The 26995-nt window shown below is 57.5% G+C and carries 26 protein-coding genes; 11 read left to right on the top strand and 15 right to left on the bottom strand.

What is annotated here, in order from left to right; translation table 11 throughout:
- The first annotated feature begins 159 nt into the window (after nucleotides 1-159).
- Nucleotides 160-411: a GlsB/YeaQ/YmgE family stress response membrane protein gene (locus PHX60_RS02520; protein ID WP_300074217.1), complete on the top strand. Its 252-nt coding sequence runs from the start codon at nucleotides 160-162 to the stop codon at nucleotides 409-411.
- Nucleotides 412-421: 10 nt separating this feature from the next.
- Nucleotides 422-937, top strand: coding sequence for a hypothetical protein (locus PHX60_RS02515; protein ID WP_300074214.1), 516 nt, complete (start codon nucleotides 422-424; stop codon nucleotides 935-937).
- A 3-nt stretch (nucleotides 938-940) separates the two neighbouring features.
- On the opposite strand, the gene PHX60_RS02510 is transcribed toward PHX60_RS02515, so the two are convergent.
- Nucleotides 941-2122 (bottom strand): ROK family protein, encoded by a 1182-nt coding sequence (locus PHX60_RS02510; protein ID WP_300074211.1) that lies wholly within the window; start codon nucleotides 2120-2122, stop codon nucleotides 941-943.
- A 56-nt stretch (nucleotides 2123-2178) separates the two neighbouring features.
- Nucleotides 2179-2754 carry a DUF4337 domain-containing protein gene (locus tag PHX60_RS02505; RefSeq protein ID WP_300074208.1) on the bottom strand — a complete coding sequence of 192 codons (576 nt, stop codon included), beginning with the start codon at nucleotides 2752-2754 and terminating at the stop codon, nucleotides 2179-2181.
- Nucleotides 2755-2868: 114 nt separating this feature from the next.
- Between PHX60_RS02505 and PHX60_RS02500 the strand changes: the two genes are divergently transcribed.
- Nucleotides 2869-3189, top strand: a complete 321-nt coding sequence (locus PHX60_RS02500) for a DUF2322 family protein (protein WP_300074205.1) — start codon at nucleotides 2869-2871, stop codon at nucleotides 3187-3189.
- Here the strand turns inward: PHX60_RS02500 and PHX60_RS02495 are convergent.
- Complete coding sequence (locus PHX60_RS02495; protein WP_300074202.1) at nucleotides 3186-4106, bottom strand: class I SAM-dependent methyltransferase; 921 nt, start codon at nucleotides 4104-4106, stop codon at nucleotides 3186-3188. The two genes, PHX60_RS02500 and PHX60_RS02495, sit on opposite strands and share 4 nt — an antisense overlap.
- A gap of 14 nt (nucleotides 4107-4120) precedes the next feature.
- Entirely contained in the window at nucleotides 4121-4714 is a 594-nt protein-coding gene (gene purN / locus PHX60_RS02490; RefSeq protein WP_300074199.1) for a phosphoribosylglycinamide formyltransferase, read from the bottom strand.
- Nucleotides 4715-4734: 20 nt separating this feature from the next.
- Between purN and PHX60_RS02485 the strand changes: the two genes are divergently transcribed.
- Nucleotides 4735-5427 carry a YceH family protein gene (locus PHX60_RS02485; protein ID WP_300074198.1) on the top strand — a complete coding sequence of 231 codons (693 nt, stop codon included), beginning with the start codon at nucleotides 4735-4737 and terminating at the stop codon, nucleotides 5425-5427.
- Here PHX60_RS02485 and PHX60_RS02480 read toward each other — a convergent pair.
- The 5 genes from PHX60_RS02480 to PHX60_RS02460 all read right to left on the bottom strand — a co-directional run bounded on the left by PHX60_RS02480 (nucleotide 5408) and on the right by PHX60_RS02460 (nucleotide 10964).
- The gene (locus tag PHX60_RS02480; RefSeq protein ID WP_300074195.1) at nucleotides 5408-6349 is read right to left on the bottom strand and encodes a bestrophin family ion channel; all 942 of its coding nucleotides are present in this window, start codon (nucleotides 6347-6349) and stop codon (nucleotides 5408-5410) included. The genes PHX60_RS02485 and PHX60_RS02480 overlap by 20 nt on opposite strands.
- A 15-nt stretch (nucleotides 6350-6364) precedes the next feature.
- Nucleotides 6365-8476 carry a CAP domain-containing protein gene (locus PHX60_RS02475; RefSeq protein WP_300074192.1) on the bottom strand — a complete coding sequence of 704 codons (2112 nt, stop codon included), beginning with the start codon at nucleotides 8474-8476 and terminating at the stop codon, nucleotides 6365-6367.
- Between the two features lie 78 nt (nucleotides 8477-8554).
- On the bottom strand, nucleotides 8555-9358 hold the full coding sequence (locus PHX60_RS02470) for a phytochelatin synthase family protein (RefSeq protein ID WP_300074189.1): 804 nt from the start codon (nucleotides 9356-9358) through the stop codon (nucleotides 8555-8557).
- 6 nt (nucleotides 9359-9364) lie between these two features.
- Nucleotides 9365-10186: a class III extradiol ring-cleavage dioxygenase gene (locus tag PHX60_RS02465; protein WP_300074186.1), complete on the bottom strand. Its 822-nt coding sequence runs from the start codon at nucleotides 10184-10186 to the stop codon at nucleotides 9365-9367.
- A 103-nt stretch (nucleotides 10187-10289) separates the two neighbouring features.
- Entirely contained in the window at nucleotides 10290-10964 is a 675-nt protein-coding gene (locus tag PHX60_RS02460) for an arylesterase (RefSeq protein ID WP_300074183.1), read from the bottom strand.
- Between the two features lie 24 nt (nucleotides 10965-10988).
- Between PHX60_RS02460 and PHX60_RS02455 the strand changes: the two genes are divergently transcribed.
- Complete coding sequence (locus tag PHX60_RS02455) at nucleotides 10989-11693, top strand: ABC transporter ATP-binding protein (protein ID WP_300074180.1); 705 nt, start codon at nucleotides 10989-10991, stop codon at nucleotides 11691-11693.
- Nucleotides 11694-11720: 27 nt separating this feature from the next.
- Nucleotides 11721-13043 (top strand): RsmB/NOP family class I SAM-dependent RNA methyltransferase, encoded by a 1323-nt coding sequence (locus PHX60_RS02450; protein ID WP_300074178.1) that lies wholly within the window; start codon nucleotides 11721-11723, stop codon nucleotides 13041-13043.
- 83 nt (nucleotides 13044-13126) lie between these two features.
- Here the strand turns inward: PHX60_RS02450 and rpmG are convergent, their stop codons facing one another.
- The 3 genes from rpmG to trxB form a co-directional block, all read right to left on the bottom strand.
- The gene (gene rpmG, locus PHX60_RS02445) at nucleotides 13127-13297 is read right to left on the bottom strand and encodes a 50S ribosomal protein L33 (protein WP_008904999.1); all 171 of its coding nucleotides are present in this window, start codon (nucleotides 13295-13297) and stop codon (nucleotides 13127-13129) included.
- 11 nt (nucleotides 13298-13308) lie between these two features.
- Complete coding sequence (rpmB, locus tag PHX60_RS02440; protein ID WP_091451105.1) at nucleotides 13309-13542, bottom strand: 50S ribosomal protein L28; 234 nt, start codon at nucleotides 13540-13542, stop codon at nucleotides 13309-13311.
- A 193-nt stretch (nucleotides 13543-13735) separates the two neighbouring features.
- The gene (gene trxB / locus PHX60_RS02435; RefSeq protein ID WP_300074172.1) at nucleotides 13736-14698 is read right to left on the bottom strand and encodes a thioredoxin-disulfide reductase; all 963 of its coding nucleotides are present in this window, start codon (nucleotides 14696-14698) and stop codon (nucleotides 13736-13738) included.
- Between the two features lie 72 nt (nucleotides 14699-14770).
- On the opposite strand from trxB, the gene PHX60_RS02430 reads away from it, so the two are divergent.
- A complete protein-coding gene (locus tag PHX60_RS02430; RefSeq protein WP_300074170.1) occupies nucleotides 14771-16960 on the top strand; it encodes a DNA translocase FtsK in 2190 nt (729 codons plus the stop codon).
- A 139-nt stretch (nucleotides 16961-17099) separates the two neighbouring features.
- On the opposite strand, the gene PHX60_RS02425 is transcribed toward PHX60_RS02430, so the two are convergent.
- Genes PHX60_RS02425 through PHX60_RS02415 form a run of 3 tightly spaced genes read right to left on the bottom strand, consistent with a single transcriptional unit; the run spans nucleotide 17100 to nucleotide 21588 of the window.
- On the bottom strand, nucleotides 17100-17528 hold the full coding sequence (locus tag PHX60_RS02425) for a group II truncated hemoglobin (RefSeq protein WP_300074167.1): 429 nt from the start codon (nucleotides 17526-17528) through the stop codon (nucleotides 17100-17102).
- 30 nt (nucleotides 17529-17558) lie between these two features.
- Entirely contained in the window at nucleotides 17559-20078 is a 2520-nt protein-coding gene (locus tag PHX60_RS02420; RefSeq protein WP_300074164.1) for an FtsX-like permease family protein, read from the bottom strand.
- Between the two features lie 31 nt (nucleotides 20079-20109).
- Nucleotides 20110-21588, bottom strand: coding sequence for an NAD-dependent succinate-semialdehyde dehydrogenase (locus tag PHX60_RS02415; RefSeq protein WP_300074161.1), 1479 nt, complete (start codon nucleotides 21586-21588; stop codon nucleotides 20110-20112).
- A 144-nt stretch (nucleotides 21589-21732) separates the two neighbouring features.
- On the opposite strand from PHX60_RS02415, the gene PHX60_RS02410 reads away from it, so the two are divergent.
- From PHX60_RS02410 to PHX60_RS02395, 4 genes are read left to right on the top strand one after another with little or no spacing between them, the layout of a single operon-like run.
- Complete coding sequence (locus PHX60_RS02410) at nucleotides 21733-22950, top strand: saccharopine dehydrogenase family protein (RefSeq protein WP_300074157.1); 1218 nt, start codon at nucleotides 21733-21735, stop codon at nucleotides 22948-22950.
- Complete coding sequence (gene nspC, locus PHX60_RS02405) at nucleotides 22947-24122, top strand: carboxynorspermidine decarboxylase (protein ID WP_300074154.1); 1176 nt, start codon at nucleotides 22947-22949, stop codon at nucleotides 24120-24122. Before PHX60_RS02410 ends, nspC begins: the two co-directional genes overlap by 4 nt.
- The gene (locus tag PHX60_RS02400) at nucleotides 24122-25519 is read left to right on the top strand and encodes a diaminobutyrate--2-oxoglutarate transaminase family protein (RefSeq protein ID WP_300074151.1); all 1398 of its coding nucleotides are present in this window, start codon (nucleotides 24122-24124) and stop codon (nucleotides 25517-25519) included. The genes nspC and PHX60_RS02400 overlap by 1 nt, the downstream gene beginning before the upstream one ends.
- The gene (locus PHX60_RS02395) at nucleotides 25516-26991 is read left to right on the top strand and encodes an aspartate aminotransferase family protein (RefSeq protein ID WP_300074148.1); all 1476 of its coding nucleotides are present in this window, start codon (nucleotides 25516-25518) and stop codon (nucleotides 26989-26991) included. The genes PHX60_RS02400 and PHX60_RS02395 overlap by 4 nt, the downstream gene beginning before the upstream one ends.
- The last annotated feature ends 4 nt before the right edge of the window (nucleotides 26992-26995 follow it).

The raw sequence follows: 26995 nt of genomic DNA, 5'->3' as shown, positions 1-26995 counted from the left end.
CACTCGGTTTACTCCCTACAAGGAAGTACGTCAAATCCTGCTGGCACGTTCTCCGGCGCTACTGAGCGTCAATCGGCTTGAGTTGGGTGCGCAAGCACGTCAACCAAGTGCGGATAAATCGTGAATAACTTTGATTAGCTTTTTACGAGCAGGTGCTGCATGTTTTCTTTGATTGGAACGCTTTTTGTCGGTTTAATCGTCGGGCTGATTGCCCGTGCGCTCAAGCCCGGTGATGATAAATTGGGCTGGATCATGACATCGCTGCTGGGCGTGGCGGGTTCGTTCATTGCCACGGCGCTAGGTACGTCTATGGGGTGGTATCGGCCCGGTCAGGCAGCGGGTTGGATTGCCTCGGTGCTGGGGGCGATGTTGTTGCTGGTGTTGTACAGCTTCTTCAAAAAGAAGGCTTAATGGTGCTGAAATGGTGCTGAAAAACGCTTTACCCAGTGCCGAGGTGCTGGCGGGTTCCGATGCCGCTTTGCAGGCAGCGGTGCAGCGTAGCCGCCGTTTGCTGCACCGGCGCGCTTTGGTGGCTGCGGTGGCCAGCAGCGTGCCGCTGCCGGGGCTGGATTGGGCGGTCGATGCCGCCTTGCTGTCGCGCTTGCTGCCGCAAATCAATGCCGAATTTGGTTTGTTGCCAGCACAAATCGCCCAGCTAGACCCGCAGCAGCGTGAACAGGTGCAAAAAGCAGTGGCGATGGTGGGTTCGGTGCTGATTGGCAAACTGGTGACACAAGATATGGTCCTGAAGGTAGCGCAGACGGTGGGCCTTCGCATGGGCAGCAAACAAGTGGCCAAATATGTGCCGCTGGCTGGGCAGGCGCTGGCAGCAGCACTGGGCTATGCCACGCTGCGTTATTTAGGCGAACAACACCTGTGCGATTGCGTGCAGGTGGCTAAAACGGCCCAATTGTCTTTGCCTGCTCCTGCGCGTTAATAATCAATGCGTGCCGGGCCAGAAAACCGGGTTTTCGCCCGCCGGAATGGCCGTGGGTGAAAGTAGTGGCTGGAGTGGTTTTGCCGGACTAGGGGCCGCGCTGCAACTGTGGGGGTCGTTAAAGTAAGCGCTGGGGCCTTGTGCTTGCAAGCGTTGCAAATAACAAGGGTAACGTGTCGCCCAGCTAAAGGCTTGGTCGTCGGCCAAAATACCGGGCACATTGGCCACCTTGATTTCTACAAGGTGCAAACTTTGGCTGGCGCTGGCTTGTAACAAGCCTTCGGTCAGGAGCATGTCAGAGAGCAAATAGCCAGCATAAGGCATAGCGGCACCGGTTTGTTGCACCGTGGCTGACAAGGTGGCCGGGGCCAATTGCTCAATGGCGGCGCTTAAATGGCGGCGCTCTAATACAGTGCTATCGCCGCTGGCAGCATCGGCTTGCAAGCGCTGCACCGCCTGCTGCACTCCTTGGGTAATCGGGCGGCTGATGGCGGTCATGCTCATAGAGGTGGGCAGTGCCGCTGGCAAGTCTTGCAGCTGGGTTTGTAGCAATTGGCGTGCTTGGGCCAGTTCTGGGGCCGTTAGGGGTTGTAAGGTGCAGGGCGCGGTGGCCTCGGGGCGCAGGTGCTGGCACAGCAGCCGATGCCAAAATTTTTGCCCCAGCGCTTTGCCATAGCTGTGCTGCGCTCCGGCAATTTGCAAGCTACCGCCCCCCACATCCAAGATATGGCTGGTTTGCAAACGTGGGCCTAGTTTTTGCTGGGCCGCGCTATACCCATAGCTGCCTTCTACCGCTTGCGGCACCACCAGCAGGGCCACGCCGCTATCGGCATAAATTTGTTCTAACGCGGCCACGGTGTGTGCGGGCGATTGCTCCCAAGCCAGCCGCCAAGCCGAGAAGCCGCCCGCCACCCGCTGGCAGTGGGCCTCTAGGCCGGCCTGCACTGGCAATTGGCGTAAAGCGTTGCTGGTGGGTTGGATAACTTCTTGCAAGCCGCGCCCGGCCCACAGCGGGCTAAGGTAATCAATATTGCGCCGCGCTGTGTGCGTGCTGTTAGAAGCCCCCACCCGGATGCCGGATGAGCCAACATCAAAAGCGATGCGGCAGTCGGTACCGGTGGTGGCATTGATGTTGGCATTGGCAGTGGCGCGGGTATCGGTATCGGTATCGGCGTGGGCGCTCAAAGCCGCCAGTGCTAAGCAGCCGCCCAAGCAAGCAAAACGAAGGGGCGGTAGCGCTATCACAGGTGCAAATAGCCCATAGCGCCAGCAGCCAGCCCCAAGGCGGTAGAGCCATACACCCCCAGCAGCATCCAGCGTTTGCGCGTGAGCAGGGCAATAGCGGCCAAAGCGATGGCCACTTGCAGCAGCGTGGTGCCCATCGCCCAGCGTTCATGCACGCGCATTTCTACGTCGCTTTTTTTGTTCGCGGCTTCGGCTGCTTCTTCTAATTTTTCGGCAGCGGCTTTGATTTCTACCTTTTCTTGCTGGTAGCGCGCTACTTCTTGGCGGAATTTCTCTTTATCTTCGCCCCCAGTCAGGGTGACCGACAACTCGGCCAAGTTTTGCTTGTTGCTCTTGGCTTGGTAATAGTTCCACTGGTTGGAGGCCGCCGTTTTTTGGATGGAGGCCTCGTTTTTGTACAGCAGCGCCATATTTTGCGAATGTCCGCCCATGTAGCCAAACACGGCCCCAATGGTCGAGATAACGGCGGTCAGTACCGCCAAGCGCGAGGTGAAATCATCGCCACCATGATGAGCGACATGCTCTACTTCGTGGTCGTGCGGGCCATGAACGTGAAATCCACCACCAGACATAGAATTTCCTTGAAAACAAGATAGGGCCGGTATGGTAGCAATAGCGGCCCCCAATAGCAGAAAAATCTTCGTATTTGCCAGACAATCGGCAGTTTTTTAACCCAAGGAATCCTCATGGCCTTTGCCGACAACTTGCAACAACTGCCCTCTATCGCCCATTTAGCGGCACTAGAACTGCTCGATAGCGCTGGTAACGTAGTGGCCAGCATTCAGAATCAACCCGGCAAGGCTGGCTCTTTGGCCGTGTATGCCGCTTTGGCGGCCCAACATGGCAGCATCAGCCCGGCAGCGGCCCAACAGGGGCTGGCGCTGTTTGCCGAGCATACCGACGATGCCCGCGCCCACCCCGGCAAGCACCCCAACATCGACCGCCTGCTAGAAGTTATTGCGTCTGGGCAGGGCTACGCGGTGCGTTTGGTTTCTGCCCAAGTCTAAGCTGCGGCCCGGTACACCAATACCTTGAGCGCCCGTTCTGGCGAAACATCGGCAAACACCGCCGGATTGGCCACCCGTTCTAGCAGCGTCAGCGTGGGGGCTAAGCTGGCCATTTGCTCTTGCAAAAAGGCCAGTCCCAGCTCAGGGGCGTTCAGGCACAGCAGGGCATGGCCGCCGGGAGCCAATAAATCGGGCAGGCGGCGCATCAGCTTGGCGTAGTCTTTGCTGGCAATAAAGCTGCCTTTTTGGTAGCTGGGCGGGTCAACAATCACCAACCCATAGGGGCCACTGCGACCAATTTTGCCCCACGAGCTAAAAATATCATGCCCCCAAAAACTGGCCCCGCCGCCAAGCCCGTTGAGCTGGTGGTTTTGCTGTCCAATCGCCAAAGCGCCGCGCGCCATGTCCACATTTACCACATGGCTGGCCCCAGCTTGCAAGGCCACCACTGAAAAGGCGCAGGTATAAGCAAATAGATTGAGTACCTTTTGCCCCGGATGGCGTTGCAGATGCTGGCCTACCCACTCACGGCCTGCGGCCATGTCTAAAAACAAGCCGTGGTTTTGTCCACGCAGCACATGTACCCGAAAGCGGTTTGCCCCCTCGGTGACGATGTGTGGCTCGGGCGCGCTGCCCGCCATCAGGCGGGTTTCGCTTTGGCCTTCGGCGCGGCATTGGAACACCCAGTTGCAGGCTTGGTCGGGGTACAGGGTGTGCCAACGTTGTTCTAGTGCCTGCCCTAGGGTGTGTAAATCGGCCTCGGCCACCGGGGCAAAGCTGGTTAGTACCCACACCGGCGGGTAGGCATCGAGCGTCCACTGCTCACAGCCGGGATAGAGACCGCCACGCCCATGAAACAGGCGCTGTGCCTGCTCGGTGCAGGGCAAGGTGGCAATGGTATCGAGTAGGGCTTGCATGAAACTTTGGGCGCTCAAGTGGGTGCGGTGGAGGTCTGCAAGAACTGGGCAATCGCTTTGGGGTAGAGCAGATGCTCTTGCGTCAGGATGCGCGCGGCCAAGGTGTCAGCGCTATCGTTCGGCAACACCGGCACCACAGCCTGCGCCAAAATGGGGCCAACATCCAACTCGGCTGTGACTTGGTGTACCGTGGCCCCAGCAAATTGACAACCGGCATCCAGCGCCCGTTGGTGCGTGTGCAGGCCGGTAAAAGCAGGCAACAGCGAGGGATGGATATTGAGCAAGCGTCCAGCGTAGTGCTGCACAAAGCCCGGTGTCAAAATACGCATAAAACCAGCCAGCACCACCAACGATGGCTCATACTGGTCTATCAGTGCGGCCAGTGCAGTGTCAAACTCCTCGCGGCTGCCAAAGGCTTTATGGTCTAGCACTGCGGTGGCAATGCCTTGGGCGCGCGCTAACGCCAGTCCCTTGGCATCGGCCTTGTTGCTTATCACGGCGGCCACCCGCGCCCCTAGGCGTGTGGCCCAATGCTGTTGCTGCGCTGCGCGCACAATGGCGGCCATATTAGAGCCGCCGCCCGAAATCAAAATCACGATGTTTTTCATTGTTCTAGATTATCCCCGCCATGCCCTTTGAACCAACCACCCGCCCCCTGACGACCATAGAAGCCCGTGTGCTGGCCACTTTGATGGAAAAAGCGCGCACCGTGCCCGATAGCTACCCACTCACGCTCAATAGCTTGGTGCTGGGCTGCAACCAAAAAACCACCCGCGACCCGGTGATGAGCATCACCGAAGCGCAAGCCCAAGAAGCGCTAGATGCGTTGAAATACCTGTCTTTGGTGCATGACAACAGCGGTGGGCGCGTTACCCGCTGGGAGCATAATTTTCAGCGTGGCGTGGGCGTGCCCGAGCAATCGGCGGTATTGTTGGGTTTGCTGATGTTGCGTGGCCCCCAAACTGCTGGAGAATTGCGTATCAATGCCGAGCGCTGGTATCGCTTTGCCGATATTTCTTCGGTGGAGGGCTTTTTGGACGAGCTGCAAGAGCGTCGCCCAGAAAAAGGCGGCCCCTTGGTGTTGCAATTGCCACGCGCCCCCGGTGCGCGCGAGCAACGTTGGGCGCATTTACTCTGCGGCCCAGTGGATGCCAGTAGCTTGGGCGTGGCCAGCCCCACTGACAACCCTGCACCAGCACTGCAAGCGCGCGTTGCTACGCTAGAAGCCCAAGTGGCCGCTTTGCAGGCCACGGTAGAGAGTCTGTGCAAAGAATTGGGCTTGCCAGGATTGGATGCAGCGCCTACGTCAGCCGAAAATTAACCGGCAACAGCGGGGGCGGTAAATCGGTTTCACCCAAGGATTCGCGCAAGGTGATTTCGATGCTGCGGCACAAAGTATCGAGGGGCAGGTCGTTGCTTTCTAGGCCAAACGGCTCCTCAATCTCATCGCCCAAGGCATCTAGGCCAAAAAAGGTGTAAGCCACAATGCCCACCACAAACGGGGTCATAAAGCCCGTCACATCCACCAGCCCGAAGGGCAGCAAAAAGCAGTACATATACGCCGTGCGGTGCAGCAGCAGCGTATAAGAGAACGGAATTGGCGTGAATTTGATGCGCTCGCACGAGGCAGCCGCCGCCGTCATGGCTGAAAAAGTTTGATCGAGGGAGACCGCCAAAGCTGGTTCAATCTGTTTTTGGCGCACACAATCGCCCAAATCGCGCCCCATCGCTTGCATCAAGGCATCGGCCAGATTGGAGCGCCCTTGTACCTGTGCCCATTCCGTGGTGGTGAGCCAGCTTTGCAACAGAGCCTCGTCTTTTTGGCCGCGCAGTTGTAAGCGCAGGGCGTGGATAAAAGCGATGGCACGATGCACTATACGCACGCGCACATCGCTGTCGCGCTGGCGGTAATCTAGCACCTGCGGCAGATGAATCAAACCCTGGCACTGGCGCGTCAGGGTGCGGGTACGCAGTACCAACTCGCCCCAGAGTTTGCGCGCCTCCCAGTAGCGGTCATAGGCGGTGGTATTGCGAAAGCCCAAAAAAATTGCCAAGGGCAAGCCCATCAGGGTAAACGGAATGGCCGTCAGGGTGATTTTGACCGTAAAAAGGTTGCCGTGCGCCAGCGTGACCAGCGTGGCCAGCAAGATATTGAGCAACAAGGTAAAACGAATGCGCTGCAATACCGAGCCGCGCACAGCCAGAAACAAACGCCAACCGGCGGGGCGATCACGAACAATCATGATGGGGTGTAATGGTTATTGGCAACCAGCCGCACTGAGCCAGCCAGCCGCTGGCCCCAAGTCTAAAGATTGGCCATCTTGTTGGAAATAAACCCGTTGGTCTAATGCCGAGATGCCCAGATAAGACGCGCTGCCGCTGTAGTAGCGGTAGGCATTGAAGGGGGGCCGGCCTGTGCTTTGCGTGTTGGCTGCAGGCCAGAGCAACTCGGGCACCATGCGCTCGGCCCAATGGAAGAGGCAATTGGTGGCCGTTGGGATGGGGGCGTTTTGCAGCTGGACACGCAGACCCTTGCTCCAGCCATCGTAATAGCCATACATGCCGGGGCGTACTTGCAAAACGACTTGGGCTGTATTGCCGGGGGCGGTGTAATCAAAATGCGTGTTGCTGCTGGTGTGGCTGGGTGCGCTGGCGCTGGTGATGACTTCGGCCCCCGAGAGCTGAATATCGTCAATGTACCAGCCGATGCCCTTGCTCGATTGGTTGTAGAAAGAGCCATTCAACAAGGCATAACGCCAGCGTAACCAAATGGTTTGTTCGGCAAAAGCGGCCAAGGAGATAGATTTTTGGCTGAAGTTGAACTCACCAAAGTTAGAGGTGGTGCCGCTTTGTTGTCCGGCTTGGCGGTAGATTTCTTGCCAAGTCTGGCCTTCATCAGTGGAAACTTCCACCAAAGCCACTTGGCTCGGGCTGGACAGCCCCAAACGGCTGGCAAAGTTTAAGCTGGTGCTGCTGTTGGCGAGCAAAGTGTGTTGCAGCAGCAAAATTTGGTCAGCGCGCTGGGTATGGGCCAAATGGAAAGAACGGCCCCCACTGGCCGATACATCGCTGGCAATCGGGCTGTAATCGCTGCTGGTGCTGGCCAGCACAGCGGTGCTGTCGCTTTCGGCCCCTTCGTTTAGGTTCAAAGGCGTAGGGCTGATGGCGCGCCACTGAAACCCCGTCGCTGCTGGGTGGCCTGCAAATTGGTAGCTGCTGGTTTGCCCCGCCTGTAGTGCGGTGGCCCCGCTGGGTTGTAGCATGGGGGTATCGCTGCCGGGAAGATTGGGGTCAAAAGCAATGACTTGGTAGCTAAAACTGCGCGTTTGGCCGCCTATTTTGACATTGCTAATCGTGACTTGATAGACAGTATCGGCGCTGGGGCGGTTCCAGAGGCTGTCATCGGTATAGTTGCCGGGCAACCAAACGAGGGTGTTTTCGCCATAGCCATCGTGCAGGGCTTCGGGCCGGGTGGCCAAAGGCTGGCCGTTTTCGGTCATGTGGATGCTGGCAGCAGAAAAATCAGCCCCCGGATAAGAAAATGACCAACGCGGGTAGATGGTTTGGTAGGGTATAAAACCGGCAGGTGGCCAAGCTACAAAATCATCGCGTACCGGCGGGCGTGGCGCATACGTTTGGTTGTCAAACACCCAAATGGCACTGGCCGATAGAGCGTTGGCATTAAGGGCGTTAGGCGTGACATCCCCAACCCCCATGATTTTGGTTTGCGGATAGAGCAACCAGCGCCGATGCCCTACGGGTGCGTTGTTGCTGCCATCATCGCGGATATAGCCATCGGCCACTGCGCTGGCACCGGCACGCCCCAGCGCTAGGTTGCTGTAACGCGCGCCCTCGGCACCTTCGGCGCTGTAACAGGCCCAGCTATTGTCTGGGTAGTGGCTCAGGGCGTTTTGTGCCGACATCATCAGCGCGGTTTGTTGTGCTTTGCGGTTGTATTGGCTATCAAGGTTGATTTGGGCTGGCACGCCCGCCATCGCACGAAACCAGTTGATGCGGCGCAAGGTGGCGGCTTGGTAGTCGCTGCTGGTGCTGCCCGCATTGCAGCTGCTGATGTCTCCTGTCCAGTCACTAGGTACTTGGTTGGAGGAAGCAAATACCGTTTGGTAAAAAAGGCGCACCGCCTCGCGGCTGGCGGGGTTGATTTGGTAGCCCGAGTTTTGCGTGCTGCTGCTGGCCAGCGTGCGCGGTGTGGGGGCGCTGCTCGGTATGGGGGTGTTAGGCCATGCTGGGGCGGTGGGGCCTGTGAGGGGATGGCCTTGCCATACCGCAGCAGTGTCGGTGGCAGCACAGGCCAAGCTGGGCATAGCCCCTGCCAGAGCCAAGGTAAGGGCGGAAAGGCGGGATTGCATGGTAGTTTGTTCGATGGTTGACGTGTTACGCTGAATTATTCAACGATCTTTATCCCCATGCTGTGATTTGCATTACAACTACGGTTTTTGGCTCACCAGCAAAAAACCGCGCGCGGTGCCGCTGACGCTGTCGGTATTTTGCGCCCCACGCAACAAATCGACCAGCGAGACCCACACGGGCGGATAGCGGTAACGGGCTACATCCAGCAACAATACCGAGTCACTTTCTGCATGGTAGGCCGCCAGTGGTGACCAGTGCCCACCCCCTGCTTGGCCGATGAAGCGCCGATTAAAATTGGCCAGCACCAAGCGGTCGGGTTGGCCCAGCTGTTGTTGCAGCAGGGCGCGCAGGCCGTCCAACGCCAGGGTGTCGGCGCTGATTTTTTCCACTGCTACCGGGTAATGTTGTAGCGCTGCTTGTAATTGCGCCAAGGTCATGCCCTCTTGGGCGACCCTGCTGGGGGTGGCTACTGGGGCCGGGATGCGGTCAAAAAAACCTTGCTGGGTGAAAAACGGAAAATCCGGATACAAGGCAGTGTTGGGGCGCGGCACGCCCAGAGCGTTCAATGCCATTACCGCCGTAGCGACCGCACAATAGGCTTGATTCAGCTGGGTTTCAAAATAGCTGGCCAGCGGCCAGTAGGCTTGTCGGTACTCACTTTCGAGTAAGCGTTGTTGCCCAATCGGGTGCGACAAGGGCCAAAGTGGGCTGGTGGCTGTGGGGGCCGCCGGGTTGGCATGGGGCACCGTGGCTGCGGCTGGCGTGGCCAAGCCATCGCGCGCCCATGCGCTGGTAGAGGCCAAAGGGGCCAAGCCCATCGCGGCTGTGACCAGCAGTGCGGCCAGCCAAGCGCTGGGGCGTAGCGTTGGATGCAAGTTCATGCCAGTTTAGGCTCCAAAACTAAACCCCGACATGGCCCGCTCCATCGCCCAGTCGCTGTACACGCGCAGCCCGCCATCTTGCCCCGCAGCTCCGGCAGCGACCATCAGTGGCAACAGATGTTCTTCGGCGCGCGGTGGGTGGCATTGGCGCGCAAAGGGCGCTTGCTCCCAGTGCAGCAGCGCTTGGTGGCGGGTGGCTGGGTCAGACTCTACCGCAGCGGTCAGCCAGTGGTCAAATTGCTCTGACATGGGGCCATACTGTGGGTCACCTCGGGTGCGGAGGTTGTGAAAACTCATGCCGCTGCCAATAATCAGCACTCCTTCATCGCGCAAGGGGGCCAAGGCCGCACCCATTTGCAGGTGCAGCGCTGGGTCTAGGCTGTGGCCTAAAGAGAGTTGCACCACCGGAATATCCGCTGCCGGAAAAATCAGCATCAGTGGAATAAACATGCCGTGGTCAAAACCGCGTTGGGCATCCATACGCGCTGGCAATTGCGCCTGCCCGAGTAAATCAACGACGCGCGCTGCCAGTTGTGGCTCTCCGGGGGCTGGGTATTGCAGTTGGTAGGTGTGCGGCGGAAAACCGTAGTAGTCGTAAATAAGTTCGGGTTGCGCGCCGCTGGTGACGCTCAGCACCGGCTCCATCCAGTGTGCCGACACCATCAGAATAGCCTTGGGCCGTTGCGGCAAACTGCTGGCGCTGGCGCGCAGGTAGCGCTCCATCTGCTTCCACTCGTCGGGCGGGTTCCAGTCCATAAAGAAGCAGGGGCCACCGCCGTGCGGGATAAACCAAGTAGGCATCCTGACGTTGCTGTGAGAGAGAGGCATAGTGAAAAATCCCGAAAAAATCCGAAGAAAAAACCGATAGCCGCATTGTTGCCGCGATAACAAGGCTGGCGCGCTACTAGGGCTATTTGTGGGGAGTGGCGGGCTATTGAGCTGGGCGCAGCAGCGGACGCAAGGCAGGCCAGAGGTTGTTGAGCATGAGGGGCTGGGCGGCAGCGCTAGGGTGGATGCGGTCGGGTTGAAACAGGGCCAACGGGTCGGGGCCGTCGGCAATGCCTTGTAACAGAAAGGGCACCAAAGCCGTTTTTTGTTCTTGGGCGATGTTGGCAAACAGCGTGGCAAATTGTTGCCCATAGTCGCGTCCATAGTTGGGTGGCACTTGCATACCCGCCAGCAAGACCTTGGCTCCAGCGGCTTGGGCTGCTTGCGTCATGGCTTGCAGGTTTTGGCGCGTGCTGGCCAGGGGCAAGCCGCGCAGGGCATCGTTGCCGCCCAACTCAATTACCACGATGGCGGGGTGGTGCTGTGCCAGCAAGGCGGGCAAGCGTGAACGGCCACCGGCCGTGGTGTCGCCACTGACACTGGCATTGACCACGGTAAAAGGCCGTTTTTCGGCTTGTAGGCGCTGCTCTAACAGGGCCACCCAACCACTGCCGCGTGGCAAACCGTATTCGGCACTGATAGAGTCGCCCAGCACCACAATTTTTTTTGCTGGCGTTTGGGCCACCACGCCCCACGGCGTGAACAGCCCACCCAGTAGCAGGGCCATGCTGCTGCCGAGCAATACGCTGCGCCGATACACTTTTTGTTTTGTTCTCATCCCATTCTTTACGTTTATTGCACTATGTCCAACGCTACCACGCCCCCTGTCAGCCCTATCATTGTTGTTGAGCAGGTAAACAAATCGGTAGCCGATGCCAGCGGTGAATTGCAGATTTTGCGGGATATTGATTTCCAGTTGTTGCCTGGGGAGACTGTGGCCATTGTGGGGGCTTCGGGTTCTGGCAAAAGCACCTTGCTCTCCATCTTGGCCGGGCTAGATACCCCCAGCAGCGGCACGGTGCGTTTGGCCGGGCAAGACTTGTTTGCCCTGAGTGAAGACGACCGCGCCGCTTTGCGCGCGCAAAAAATGGGCTTTGTCTTCCAGAGTTTTCAGCTCATGGGCAACCTGACAGCGCTAGAAAACGTCATGCTGCCCTTAGAGCTGGCCGGGCAACGCGATGCGCGCCAGCGGGCTACCCAGATGTTGCAGCATGTGGGCTTGGGCCAGCGCTTGCAACATTACCCCAAGCTGCTCAGTGGCGGCGAGCAGCAACGGGTCGCCTTGGCGCGTGCCTTTGTGGTGCAGCCAGCGGTGTTGTTGGCCGATGAGCCTACCGGCAGCCTAGACTTTGCGACTGGCGAGGCCATCATGCAGCTGATGTTGGCCCTCAACCGCGAGCAAGGAACCACGCTGGTGTTGGTCACGCACGACCGGGCGCTGGCCGCCCGTTGCGACCGTTGTATTACCTTGAATGCCGGACGCATTGCCACGCCAGAACCCGCCTGAAGCGTGGGAAGTGGGACAATCGGCCCCATGCATCCGAAAGCCCTTATCGAAGCCTGTACCGAATTGGTACGGCTCACCCTGACCTTTGAACATCCAGCCGATGCCGTGGTATCGCGTTTTTTCCGCGATAACCGTGGCTTAGGCCAACGCGAGCGCGCGGCACTGGCCGAAACCGTCTATACGGTGCTGCGTAAAAAACTGCTGTTTGACCACATGGCCCCCTCGGGTTCCGGCCCGCGTGAGCGGCGCTTGGCTATTTTGGGCTTTGCCCATTGGCAAGACGAAGAAGCCCGGCGCTCGAACCCACAAGCTGTACACGGCCAGCGTGATTTTTTGCGTGCCGCGCTGAACGAGCGCGAACAGCAATGGCTGGCCCAATGCGACGCGGTGCGCGAAGACGACTTGATGGAGCGCCACCGCCACAACCTGCCCGAGTGGCTCGTGCAACCCCTGAAAACCCAATTGGGTGATGGCTTCTGGCCTTTGGTGCAGGCGCTGTCGTGCAGTGCGCCTTTGGATTTGCGGGTCAATGCCCTCAAAGACAAACGCCCCGAGGTACGCCGTGAGCTGGCCCAAGCGGGCATTGCCTCGGTAGAAACACCCTATTCCCCTTGGGGCCTGCGCGTGGTGGGTAAACCGGCACTGGCCAAGCTGCCCGCTTTTGTACGCGGCGCGATTGAAGTGCAAGACGAAGGCTCACAACTGCTGGCGCTGCTCTTGGACGCTAAACGTGGCGAGATGGTGGTGGACTTTTGCGCCGGTGCAGGCGGTAAAACGCTGGCGATTGGAGCGACCATGCGTAGCACCGGGCGTTTGTATGCCTTTGATGTATCAGCCCACCGGCTGGATGCTCTGAAGCCGCGTTTGGCACGCAGTGGGCTGTCGAATGTGCATCCAGCCGCCATTGCCCATGAACGCGATGAGCGTGTCAAACGTCTTGCAGGCAAAATCGACCGCGTCTTGGTCGATGCTCCCTGTTCTGGCTTGGGTACCTTGCGCCGTAATCCCGACCTCAAATGGCGACAAAGCCCCAAGGCAGTGCAAGAGTTGGAGCAAAAACAAGCTGCTATCTTGGCCAGCGCTGCGCGTTTGGTCAAACCGGGTGGACGTTTGGTCTATGCCACCTGCAGTGTGTTGCCCGAAGAAAACGAACGCATCGCCGAAGCTTTTGCCGCCGCCCACCCCGATTTTGTGGCGCTCGATGCCGGTGAGGTGCTGGTACAGCTCAAGGTAGAAGCCGCTGCCAGCTTGTGCAGCGGTGGTGACACCGGCACGCAGTATGTGCGCCTGTGGCCGCACCTGCACCAAACCGATGGCTTCTTTGCGGCTGTCTGGACGCGCAAACCTTAAACAAGCGCTGGCGATAAAAAACCGCCTAGTGCGAATGCACCGGCGGTTTTTTGTTGTCCAAAGACAGAAAATGAAAAACTGAATTACTTCAGCTTCATTTCTTTGTATTCGACATGCTTGCGAGCTTTAGGATCAAATTTCATGATCAGCATCTTCTCGGGCATGGTTTTCTTGTTTTTGGTGGTGGTGTAGAAGTGGCCAGTACCCGCAGTGGATTCCAGCTTGATCTTGTCGCGTCCGCCTTTGCTTGCCATGGTGTTTCTCCTTAAGCCTGACCACGGGCGCGCAGGTCTGCGAGCACCGATTCAATACCGTTTTTATCAATCAAACGCAGAGCTGCGCTAGAAACGCGCAGGCGCACCCAACGGTTTTCCGACTCAACCCAGAAACGGCGGTATTGCAGGTTCGGCAGGAACCGGCGCTTGGTTTTATTGTTGGCGTGGGAAACGTTGTTCCCGACCATGGGCTTCTTGCCCGTAACGTCACATACGCGTGCCATAAGGACACTCCGATCATGTAGAACGGTTGGCCACTGCGGGGCATAACACCTTGACGGCGTTGGCCTGGTGGCACAACCTCACCTCGCCAGAAGGGTGGCGGTAACCCGATTGCCATAGCTATCAAAACCCTAGCTTGGTCTGCAACAGAGGTGGGCTAGTTTTGGCAAAGCCTAAGATTATAGCCGTTGCGGCTTAGGCAGTGGGGTTTTGTTCTAAGAAGCGCTGGGCATCGAGTGCCGCCATGCAGCCCGTGCCAGCGCTGGTAATGGCTTGGCGATAGACATGGTCTTGCACATCGCCCGCGGCAAAAATGCCGGGCACGCTGGTTTGGGTGGCAAAGCCATTGCGGCCGCCTTGGGTCACGATATAGCCATTTTCCAATTCCAGTTGCCCTTGGAAGATGTCGGTGTTGGGGGCATGGCCAATGGCAATAAAGCAGCCTTGCAGCGCGATGTCTTCGCTGTGGCCGTCTTGGGTGCTTTGGATGCGAATGCCGGTCACGCCGCTTTGGTCGCCCAACACTTCTTGCAGGGTAAAGAAGGTTTTGAGCTCAATCTTGCCTGCCGCTACTTTTTCCATCAGCTTGTCAATCAGGATGGGTTCGGCCTTGAACTTGTCGCGCCGATGGATGAGCGTCACTTTGCGTGCAATGTTAGACAGGTACAGGGCTTCTTCCACCGCAGTATTGCCGCCGCCGACCACGCACACCTCTTGCTCACGGTAGAAAAAGCCGTCGCAGGTAGCGCAGCCCGAAACGCCCCGGCCCATAAATGCTTGTTCTGAGGGCAAGCCCAAGTATTTGGCCGAAGCCCCCGTAGCGATGATGAGCGAATCACAGGTGTAAGTGCCGCTGTCGCCGGTTAAAGTAAACGGGCGCTTGGAAAAATCAACTTGGTTGATATGGTCAAAAATAATTTGTGCCTTGAAGCGCTCGGCATGTTCCAAAAAGCGCTGCATCAGTTCTGGGCCTTGTACGCCATGCACATCGGCGGGCCAGTTGTCCACTTCGGTGGTGGTGGTAAGCTGGCCGCCTTGGGCCATGCCGGTAATCAGTACCGGGTTCAGGTTGGCACGGGCGGCATAAATGGCCGCGGTGTAACCGGCAGGGCCAGAGCCTAGGATAAGCACTTGGGCGTGTTGGGTAGTAGCAGACATAAGATTTGAAACCTCGCAAACAGGCAGTTGCATGAAGCTGCAAGTATCATCTAAGTTCGCCTGCACGCTGCCATGACTTATTCTTCCTCCAATACCCTCAACGCTTCTCCTCCCGGCAAGTCTGCTTTGCGCCTGATTGTTGCCCGGCTGGGCCATGAATTGTCTTTGCTCGCTGGTGCGCTGGCGCTGCTGGTGTGGCTGCTGGCCTTGCTCAGTTATTCACCGCTGGACATGGCTTGGTCCACCTCTGGGGCCGGTGATGGCGTGGTACGCAACCGCTTGGGCCGCCCTGGGGCTTGGCTGGCCGATGTGAGTTATTTTGCCTTGGGTTTTTCGGTGTGGTGGTGTTTGGTGGCTGGGGGCTTTGTCTGGCTCGTATCCTTGGCGCGGCGCTTGCGCGGCGATGAGCTGTTGGAGACTGAGGAGCCGCTGTCGCTGAAAGAAGTGCTGGCCCGGCGCGCCCGATTTTGGGGGGGCTTGGCTTTGTTGCTGTGTGCCAGTGCCGGGCTAGAGTGGTCGCGTTTGTACCATTTAGAGGCTTTGTTGCCCGGCCATTCAGGCGGGGTGTTGGGTTATATCACCGGCCCGACGGCGATGCGCTGGCTGGGCTTTGATGGTTCCGGTTTGCTCGGTTTTGGTTTAGCGGTATTGGGGGCCGCCCAAGTGTTTCATTTTTCTTGGGCGCGCTTGGCTGAAGCCTTGGGCGCTCGCATCGATGCCATTGTGCGCTTAGGCCAAATGCGCCGCGAGGAGGCTAAAGACATTGCCGAGGGCAAACGCGCTTCACGCCTGCGCGAAGAAGTCGTCCACGAAGAGCGCATCGAGTTAGAAGAACACCACCCGCAGCCGCTCAAAATTATTGACCCCGAGCAGGCCGCGCCCAGCTGGACGGAATCCCCAGCGGATACCGCACCCGCCCCTTTGATGCGCGATGGGCCAACGCCAGCGTCTAGCCCGTCTGCTGTCCCTGCACCTGCGCCCTTGCCGCCACGCCAGCCGCGCAACTACCAACCGCCTGCTAACTTGCTGCAAACTGTTGTTACGCGCCAAGAGGCCGTCTCTACCGACACACTAGAGATGACCAGCCGCCTGATTGAGAAAAAACTCAAAGATTTGGGTGTCGAGGTCACGGTGGTCGCGGCCATGCCCGGCCCCGTGGTGACGCGCTATGAAATTGAACTCGGTCCCGAGGTGCAGCCCGCACACTTGCTAGAACAGGCGCGCGATTTGGCCCGTGCGCTCAGTTTGGTTTCTATCCGTGTGGTCGAAGAGATGGCCACTACAGCCAACATGGCCCTAGAGCTGCCCAACGTCAAGCGCCAAAGCATTCGCATCGGCGAATTGCTGGCCGCCCCTGCCTTTGCAGAGCATCCCTCTTCGTTGGCGCTGGCCTTGGGCAAAGACATTGTCGGTCATACGCTGGTGGTTGATTTGGCCAGAATGCCCCATGTGCTGGTGGCTGGCACCGCAGATTCAGGCCGACTGATGGGCCTGCACGCCCTGCTGCTCAGTTTGCTCTACAAGGCCGACCCGACCGATGTACGCCTGCTGCTGATTGACCCCAAAATGCTGGAAATGTCTTTGTATGCGGGCATTCCGCATCTGCTCACGCCCGTGGTCACGGACATGCGCCAAGCCGCCCGAGGCTTGGGTTGGTGCGTCACCGAGATGGAGCGCCGTTATCGGCTCATGGGCCAACTGGGAGCGCGCAATCTGGCGGCTTACAACGCCAAAATAGACCAAGCCCAAGCGCGCGATGAGTACATCCTCAACCCTTTGGCGGCAGAATTTACCGAGCCGCAGCCGCTAGAGCATCTGCCGCACATTGTGGTGGTGGTGGATGAATTGGCCGACTTGATGCAAATCGCTGGCAAACAAATTGAAGAGTGGATTGCCCGTTTAGGGCAAAAAGCCCGTGCCACCGGGATTCATCTGGTGCTGTCCACCCAGCGCCCCAGCAGTGAAGTGATTACCGCCCTGATTAAGGCCAATATCCCGACACGCATGGCTTTTCAGGTCAGTAGCCGCACCGATAGCCGGGCTATTTTGGACCAAAATGGGGCTGAAACCTTGCTTGGTTTGGGCGATATGCTCTACATGGCCACTGGCCAGCGTGGACCTGCACGGGTACATGGCCCCTTGGTCACGACCGAAGAAGTGCATCGGGTGGTGGCCTTCCTCAAATCGAAAGGCCGCCCGGCGTATCTGCTAGGGGTGCTAGACGAGCCACCGCCCGCCCCGCCCACCGACAGCCAATATTGAACACGCCAAGGCGTGGGCGCTACCAGCCGCCTGCGCCTTTTCATACCATTTCAAAAGTAACTTACATGATTTAAGAAAAATTCCTTTTTAACAAAAAAGGAAAAAATAAGCAAAGAAAGAAGCAGCGAGCAGCGAAAAATCAGCCGTTGCGGTTACGCATCCAATCGGCAGTTTGCATAAAACTTTCGTTCAGGCGTTCACGCAAAGGCTCGGGGATGTCGGTCTCGCGCATGGCTTGGTCCATGCAGGCTACCCATTGGTCACGCTCTTTAATGCCAATCGAAAACGGCAAATGGCGCGCCCGCAAGCGCGGATGGCCAATTTTTTGCACAAAATAATCGGGGCCACCCAACCAACCACACAAAAACCAAAACAGCTTTTGTTGTGCTTCGTCCAAAGTGCTGCCGTGGGTGGCGCGCAGTTCGGCATAGGCAGGTTCCAAATCCATCAGTGCATAAAAGCGCTCGGTCAGGGCTTGCAGTTTAGGCTCGCCACCCAGCAAGTCAAACGCCGTGACTTGTTTGCTTTTTTGGGGGGTATCGTGGGTATCGGTATCGTGGTTGTCCATGATGGTGTTGAAGCAGAGGAGTAAAAAACGCTATTCTGCGGCACGGCGCAAGGTGGCAACCACGGGGCGCTGCAATACTTCGCGCAAACCCCACCAACCAGCGGCCAAAGCCAGCACCGCCCCCGCGAGGCTACCGACCAATGGCACCCAGATGGAAGCCGTCCAAGCAAAATCAAATACGTAGCGCGCCAAGGCCCAAGCCACCACCACCGCCACACTGCTGGCCAAAAAGCCAGCCAGCAGGCCAATGCCTGCCAGTTCGGCCTGTTGCACTTGGCGCAGCAAACTGGCCCGCGCCCCCAAGGCACGCATAATGGCAAACTCGCGTGCGCGCTCCTCGCGCGTGGCGGTAACGGCGGCAAACAGCACCACCAAACCCGCAGCCAAGGCAAATAAGAACAAAAACTCTACCGCCCGCACCACTTGGTCTAACACCCGCTGCACTTGGGCCAGTGTGGCGCTCATGTCAATCAGTGTGGTGTTGGGAAACTGGCGCACCAAGGCGTTGTCAAAACCGGCTTGCGCTGGAGCGCGGTAGGCCGCCAGATAGGTCATGGGTACATCGGCCAAGTGCGCCACCGGGTACATGGCAAAAAAGTTGGCGCGCATGGAACTCCAATCTACCTTGCGTAAGCTGGTGATGCGGCTTTCGGTGACGATGCCCGCCATATCAAAACGCAAACGGTCGCCCAATTGCAAACCCAAGGTTTGGGCAATGCCTTGTTCCATGCTGATGCCGTCTGGCTCGTTTGGCACCCAGCGTCCGGCGACAATTGGGTTGTGCGCTGGCGCTTGGCTGGCATTAGACAGGTTGAACTCGCGCTCGACCAAACGTTTGGCGCGGTCTTCGGTGTAATCTTCGGCATTCACCGCCCGGCCATTGATGGCTACCAAGCGCCCGCGCACCATAGGATACCAATCGTATGCGCGCACCCCAGCTGCTTGCAGGGCCTGTTGAAATTCCTGCGCCTGCTCCGGCTGGATGTTAATCACAAAACGATTGGGTGCTTGCGCTGGTGTAGCTTGCTGCCAACTGTGGATGAGGTCGGTACGCAGCAGCACCAACAATACCAGGGCCAACAGGCCCACGGCCAAACTGCTGATTTGCACCACGGCATACGCTGGGCGCGCCGCCATTTGGCGCGTGGCCAACACCAGCCAGCGCGGGGCAGAGTTTTCTTGTACCACGCGCCGCAAGGTTTGCACGGCCAGCCAACCTAAGGCGGCAAACAAGGCTACCGCCACGGCAAAGCCGCCTACGGCAATCAAACCCAAAGTGCGGTCTTGGCTTACCACCAGCAGCAAGGCAGCAAAACCGGCGATGCCTGCCAATAAGGCCACCACCGAGGCCGGGCGCAAGGCTCCCAGTTCGCGCCGAATGACGCGTAGCGGTGGCACTTGGGCCAATTGCAACACTGGCGGCAAACCAAAAGCCAGTAGCAGCGTTAAACCAACCCCCATGCCTAGCAAAGCGGGCCATACACTGGGAGCAGGCAAGCTGGTATCGAGCAGACCCGCCAGCAGCACCACAAAACCGTGGTGCAAGGCCCAACCCAGTGCCACGCCCAAGCCACTGGCAAATAGCCCAATCAGCAAAAATTCTACGGTGTAACTGCCAGCAATGGTGCGCTGGCTTTGGCCTAGCACGCGCAACAAAGCCGAAGCATCTAAATGGCTGGCGGCAAATCCGCGTGCGGCCAAGGCTACCGCCACCGCCGACAGCAGCGCTGCCAACAAGGCCACCAAATTAAGAAACTTTTGCGCCCGTTCTAGGGTTTGCTGCATCTCTGGACGACCACTGTCTAAAGACTCGACACGCACACCGCGCACGCCGGGCTTGTCGGCCTCGGCCAGCGCCCAAGTTTTGAACTGCTGCACGGCAGCCTCTGCACCCGCTACGGCCAAGCGGTAGTTGACGCGACTGGCTGGTTGTACCAAGCCGGTTGCTGCTAAATCGGCCGCGTGGATGAGCACACGCGGGGCAAAATTCATAAAACCCGAACCCCGGTCAGGCTCCACCACGATGATGCGCGTTAAGCGCAGGGTGGCATCACCCAACAGCAAAGACTGGCCCAATTGCAGGCCCAAGGCATCCAGCAGGGCGGCATCGACCCAAGCCTCGCCAGGGGTGGGAACATCGCGCGTGGTGCTGCTGGCAGCACCGGGGGCATCGGCCACCTTGAGCTGGCCGCGCAAAGGGTAACCCGGCGCAACGCTCTTCAGGGCCACCAATTTAACGGCACCCCCATCGGCTTCGCTGGCGCGCGCCATCGTGGGAAAGCCCAAGGTGTTGACCTGCTGTAAACCCAAGGCTTGGGCTTGCTGGGTAAAGTGGGCAGGCGCTGGCTGGTCGCTGGCGATGACCACATCACCGCCCAACAACTGGCGCGCATCGCGTTGTAGGCCGTTGTCTAGCCGGTCGGCAAAAAAACCCACCGAGGTCAAGGCCGCCACCGCCAAAGTGACAGCTACCAACAACAAGCGCAATTCACCGGCGCGCCAATCGCGCCACAAGGTGCGCCAACCCAAAGAGAAAAAACGGAGGTTCATTGGGCTACGATGGTAGCCAGTGGGAGAAAGTTCAAGCCTGAATATCCCCCAAGCACAGGAATTTGAGTTCCAAATACTCGTCCAAGCCGTGGTGTGAACCCTCGCGGCCCAAGCCCGATTGTTTTACCCCGCCAAACGGCACATGCTCGGTGGCCAGCAGGCCCACGTTCACGCCCACCATGCCATATTCCAGTGCCTCGCCCACACGGAAGATGCGGCCAATGTCGCGGCTGTAAAAATAACTGGCCAAGCCAAACTCGGTGGCGTTGGCGGCGGCAATCGCTTCTTGCTCGGTGTCAAAGCGGAACACTGGGGCCAGTGGGCCAAAGGTTTCTTCGTGCGCGCACAGCATACCGGCATGGGCATCGGCAATCACCGTGGGGGCAAAAAATTGGCCGCTGCCGATATGGGCCAGCCGTTGGCCACCAGTGAGGACGCGGCCTCCTTGGGCCAGCGCATCCTCGACATGGCGTTGCACCTTTTGCACCGCTGCTTCTTCAATCAAGGGGCCTTGGTTGACCCCTGCGTCAAAGCCGTTACCCACTTTGGCGGTTTGTACTTTGGCGGTAAATTTTTGTAAAAATTCTTCATATACCCCAGCTTGCACATAAAAGCGATTGGTACAGACGCAAGTTTGGCCGGCGTTGCGGTATTTGCTGGCAAAAGCGCCTTCGACCGCGCTGTCAATGTCGGCATCATCGAACACGATAAACGGGGCATTGCCGCCCAGTTCTAGCGATAATTTTTTGATATTGGGCGCAGATTGGGCCATCAAAATTCGGCCTACTTCGGTGCTGCCGGTAAAACTGAGGTGGCGCACGCTCTGGCTGGCACACAGCACTTGGCCGATGGCGATGCTGTTGGCGTTGTCTGCTGTCAGTACGTGCAGCACTCCGGCAGGCACACCCGCCCGCCGGGCCAATTCGGCCACGGCCAGTGCGGTCAGCGGGGTCAACTCTGCCGGTTTCACGACCACTGGGCAACCAGCGGCCAGCGCTGGGGCGATTTTGCGTGTCATCATGGCCAGCGGAAAATTCCACGGCGTGATGGCGGCACACACGCCTATCGGTTGTTTGAGTACCAGCAGGCGGCGGTTGTTGTCAAACTGGGGCAGGGTTTCGCCGTTGATGCGCTTGGCTTCTTCGGCAAACCATTCGACAAAGCTGGCCCCATAGGCCACTTCGCCTCGGGCTTCGGCCAAGGGTTTGCCTTGTTCGCTCGTCATGATGCGGGCCAAGTCTTCTTGGTGCGCCATCAGCAGGTCAAACCAGCGGCGCAAAATCTGGCTGCGTTCTTTGGCGGTGGTGTTGCGCCAAGCGGGCCAAGCTTGCTCGGCAGCTGCAATTGCGGCCGGTGCTGCTGCTGGCCCCAGATTCGCTACCTCGGCTATTTTTTCGCCGGTGGCGGGGTTGTGTACGGCGAAGGTGTCTTTGCTGCCTAGCCATTGGCCGTTGATAAAGGCTTGGGTTTGGAACAGGCTGGGGTCTTGTAAAACAGAAAAAAGAGTCATGGCGGTAGAGTTGGCCTCGCGCTGAGGGGGTGGATTGCTTGCACTGGTGCAATTGTTTGCTTGCAGCCACGCTTGCCAGCTTGCAGAATCAAACGATACAAGCAACGCTTGTTTTCTTTTGCATCTGAAAGGGATAGGACTTCTATGACGGTACTTCAAATTGGCGCTGGCGGTGTAGGCTGGGCGCTGGCCCACAAGCTGGCACAAAACAACGACCTGATTGGTGATTTGGTAATCGCCTCGCGCACGCTGGCCAAATGCAACACCATCATCGACAGCATTCGGCGCAAGGGTAACATTAAGGACCCAATGCGTACCATCTCGGCATGTACTTTGGATGCCTCTGATGTGGCGGCCACTGTGCAGTTGATACAAGCAGTGCGCCCAGATTTGGTCGCCTACGTGGGGCCACCTTGGACCAGCGTGGCCGTGATGGAGGCTTGTTGCCAAGCGGGGGTCAGTTATTTGGATACCTCGGTGGCTACCGATTTATGCAGCCCCGGTCAGCAAGTGCCAGTGGCCTACGATGTGCAATGGGCCTTTCGTGAGCGTTTTGCCGCTTTGGGCATCACTGGCATCCTTAGCACGGGGTTTGACCCTGGTGTGGTTAGCGTTTTTTGTGCGTGGGCGCAGAAACATTTGTTTGACGAAATTGATTCCATTGATGTCATGGATGTCAATGCGGGCAGCCACGGGCGCAAGTTTGCCACCAATTTTGACCCAGAAGCCAATTTGCTAGAAGTGCAGGGCGACTCGTTCTATTGGGAGGGTGGTCAGTGGAAGCAGGTGCCTTGCCACACCCGTATGCGCGAGGTAGAGTTCCCGGTGGTGGGTACGCACAAGGTGTACTCGATGGCGCACGACGAGGTGCGCTCTTTGGTAGAGTTTTTCCCCAACAGCAGTGTTGAGTTTTGGATGGGGTTTGGTGACAACTACCTCAAATATTTTAATGTGCTGCGTGATGTGGGGATGCTCTCGCCAGAGCCAATCACCACGGCCAGCGGTGTCACAGTAGCCCCCCTGAGCGTGCTCAAAGCCTTGTTGCCAGAACCCACTTCCTTGGCTGCCAATTACACCGGCAAAACTTGCATTGGCTCGATGCTCACGGGCAAAAAATCTGGCCAGCGGCGCAAAGTATTTATCTACAACATTTGCGACCACGAGCAAAGTTACCAAGAAATTGAATCGCAAGCCATCTCTTACACCACCGGTGTCCCCGCTGCGGTGGGGGTCTTGCTGTATTTTTCTGGCCAATGGCGTCAGCCGGGTTTGTTTAATGTTGAGCAATTAGACCCCGATGCCTTCTTGGCACTGATGCCGCGCTTGGGCCTAAGTTGGGATGTGCAGGAGCTGCCAGCATGAGCGGGCATCCAGAAGCGGCGTTGGCCACGCCTTATTTTGTGATTGACGAACAGCAACTATTGGTTAATTTGCAGCGCATTGACGCTTTGCGCCAGCGCTCTGGGGCCAAGGTGGTGCTGGCGCTGAAATGTTTTTCTACTTGGGGTGTTTTTGATGTCATGCGCCCCTATTTAGACGGCACTACCAGCAGTTCAGTCTATGAGGCACATCTGGGCTACGAAACCTTTGGTGGCGAAACCCACGCTTACTGCGTTGGTTTTTCTGCTCAAGATGTGGAAGCAGTTGACTCTATCGCGGACAAAATCATTTTTAACTCGCTATCGCAATACCATGCCCATGCGCCGCGCTTGCGGCATTGCCAAGAAATAGGCTTGCGTATTAACCCCGAAGTCAGTTATGCCAAGCAAACACTGGCCGACCCGGCACGGCCCCATTCTAGGTTGGGCGTGCGTAAGGCGAATTTAACGCCAGATTTAGTGAATAACCTGCACGGGGTAATGTTCCACTTTAACTGCGAGAACCGTGATGTAGAAGCATTTTTGCGCCTGTTGGATCACATTTCCACTGAATTTGCTACGGTGCTGGCACAAGTGCGCTGGGTGAGCTTGGGCGGTGGGGTCTTGTTTACTGCCGATGGCTATCCGTGGGAGCGTTTAGCCGATGCCTTAAAAGCCTTTGCTTTGCGCCATCAGGTACAGGTGTACCTTGAACCCGGCGAGGCTGTCATTACCCAGACTACCGATTTGGTGGTCAGTGTGGTGGACATTCAGCCCGGTCAACCCAGTATTGCGATTGTTGATAGTGCCACCGAAGCGCATCGTTTGGATACACTCATTTTTCATGAACCTGCATCGGTGCGCGAAGCGCAAGCGGGTGCAGCCCATGATTATATTATTGGAGCATCATCTTGTTTGGCGGGTGACGAATTTTGCCGCACTCAGTTTAACCAAGCGCTGGAGGTAGGCCAACGTTTGCACATACTCGATTCTGGTGGTTATACGATGGTCAAACTCAATTGGTTTAATGGTTTGCGTATGCCATCTATCTATTTCCGTCGTTTAGGCGGCCAGCTAAAGCTGCTGAATAAATTTGATTATACCGATTTTAAGCGCATGTTGACTAGCCACGCTATCGAAACACACGCACCACCAGCCCCACAAGGAAGTACTTAATGCCATTCAATTCTCCTGCCCAAAACGCAAACTATTATTTAGATTACCAAGCACAGGTTGAATCTAACGCCCGTACCTATCCGCGCAACCTACCGTTGGCGATTGCCAGTGCCAATAACATTTACATCACAGATACCAATGGCAAGACTTACATTGATTGCCTCTCTTGTGCTGGAGCGCTGGCTTTAGGCCATAACCATCCAGTGGTGCTTGATGCGATACAACAGCATCTGAGCCAAGGTTTGCCTATGCAAACTTTGGACTTTACCAGTCCAATACGCCATGCCTTTGTGCAAGAGTTATTGGCCAGTTTGCCGCCCGCATTTGCCGCCCGTGCCAAAGTCCAATTTTGTGGTCCCAGTGGCTCAGATGCCGTAGAGGCAGCGCTCAAATTGGTCAAAACAGCCACGGGGCGGCGCTCGATTTTGGCTTACCAAGGGGCTTACCACGGGCAAACCCACGGATCTTTGGCTTTGATGGGCAATTTGCGTGCTAAGTCGGCTATCCCAGGGTTGATGCCTGAAGTGCATTTTTTGCCCTTTCCAGATGCCTACCGTTGTGGAGCAACTTGCAATAGCACTGACGCGGGTTGCACTGCACAGCACCACCGTTGCGCTACCTTAGAGCGGTTAGAAAGCGTGCTCAAGGACGATGAAAGTGGCGTGCCGTTGCCTGCAGCAGTCATTTTGGAAGTAGTGCAAGGCGAAGGCGGTTGCAACCCTGCCCCTGATGATTGGTTGCGCGAAGTGCGCCGCCTGACGGCCCAGTACCGGGTGCCGCTGATTGTGGATGAAGTACAAACCGGTTGGGGGCGCACTGGCAGCTTGTATGCGTTTGAGCGTGCGGGTATTGTGCCCGATGTGCTGGTATTGTCTAAGGCTATTGGTGGAGGGTTGCCGTTGGCATTGATTGTGTATGACGAAGCCTTGGATTTGTGGCAACCTGGTGCCCACGCTGGCACCTTTCGGGGTAACCTGATGGCGATAGGTACCGGACTGGCGACACTGCGTTTTATCCGTGAGCAAAATTTGGCCAGCCATGCAGCGCAGATGGGCAAGTATTTGCGTAGCCAATTGCGGCACCTGCAAACCTCCATGCCTTTTCTTGGCGATGTGCGTGGTCGTGGCCTCATGACTGGGGTGGAAATTGTCGACCCTGCCACACACGATCGCAATGGCGTTTCTCTGCCCGACGGCGAGTGCGCGCGGGCTATTCGCAAGGCTTGTTTTGAACGCGGACTGATTATCGAGTTAGGCGGTCGCCAAGGGAGTGTGCTGCGCTTTTTACCGCCACTGGTCATTACCCAAGAGCAGATAGATGCGGTGGTTGCCATTGTGGCTGCTGCGTGCCAAGCAGTCAGTGCAGACCAGCTGCACCGCCGGAGCGTGGCACCATGACGCACCTTTCTAGTACGGCTGCATTGTTGCACCACGATGCGTTAGGGCAGGCCCAATTGGCCGAATGGGTAAACGTGGTACTAAAAACGCTTGCAACCCATGTGGCAGAGCTTCCTTATAGTGGCCTGACACCCGCAGCGCTGCAACAACAGTTGGCCTGTGACTTGTCGGCACCACAAGGTCTGCCAGCTGCTGAAATTTTGGCCCGCTTGGGCACTGTGGTTGCCCATTGCATCCGATTGGACCACCCGCACACCGCCGCGCATTTACATTGTCCGCCGCTGGCTATTAGCGTGGCGGCAGAGTTGGTGGTGGCAGCGCTCAATCCATCGATGGATTCTTTTGACCAAGCACCCGCTGCCACCATAGTTGAGATGCAGTTGGTACGCCATTTGTGCGATTTGATAGGGTTAGGCCCTGCGGCCACAGGTACATTTACACCGGGAGCCACCCAGTCTAACTTTATGGGGCTGCTGTTAGCCCGCGAGGCGTTTTATCAGCGCCAATGGTCACGCTCGGCTTGGCACCAAGGTCTGGGCCAAGAGGCGCACTCTTTGCGTATTTTGTGTTCTGAGGCATCGCATTTCAGCGTAGAAAAATCTGCCGCCCAACTGGGGCTAGGTACCCAATCGGTCGTGCGCGTGCCCTGCGACGGGCAGTTTAGATTGTGTACGCGCGCTTTGCGCGCCAGCTTGGCCGCATTGCAGCAACAAGGCTTGCACGCTATGGCCATCGTAGCCACCGCTGGCACCACGGATTTTGGTTCGATCGATCCGTTGGCCGAAGTGGCATCTATTGCCCAAGAAATGGGCGTGTGGCTGCACGTAGATGCCGCCTATGGTGGGGCATTGATTTATTCAGAGCAGCACCAATCTAAGTTACTGGGGATAGCGCAGGCCGATTCAGTCAGTATTGATTTTCATAAACTGCTGTGGCAACCGATTGCTTGTGGGGCTTTTTTACTCAAAAATGCTGCACACTTCGATTTAATGAAGATGCACGTCGATTACCTCAATCCCCAAGAGCATGAGCAGGCCGGTGTGCCAGATTTGGTAACACGCTCTTTACTGACTACGCGGCGCTTTGATGCGCTGAAACTTTGGTTGAGTTTGCAATTGCTAGGTCGTGTGCGTTTGGGTAGCATGATAGATGCAACCTTGGCGCTGGCCCAAGCGGCTGCTGCTTGGATTAAGCAACAGCCCCAGCTGGCTTTGCTGCACCAGCCTATGTTGGGTTGCGTGGTGTTTCGGTATGTACCGCGCAGTTCTAGCGCAGATGCAGATAGCCTCAATGCCAATATTCGGCAGCTATTTTTTGACCAAGGACGTGCTGTATTGGGTCAAACGCGTGTACATGGGCAAACCTGCCTCAAAATTACCTGCATGAACCCTGACACCACAACAGCACAACTCTTGCAGCTGTTGCAAGCAGTGGTAGAACAGGGCTTGGCATTAGAGTCACCAGAAAAATAGCGCC

The sequence above is a fragment of the Giesbergeria sp. genome, from assembly GCF_028686475.1.
Classification (GTDB): Bacteria; Pseudomonadota; Gammaproteobacteria; order Burkholderiales; family Burkholderiaceae_C; genus Simplicispira.
The sequence above is the reverse complement of the archived record's forward strand: the minus strand, read 5'-3'. Positions and strand labels throughout refer to the sequence as shown.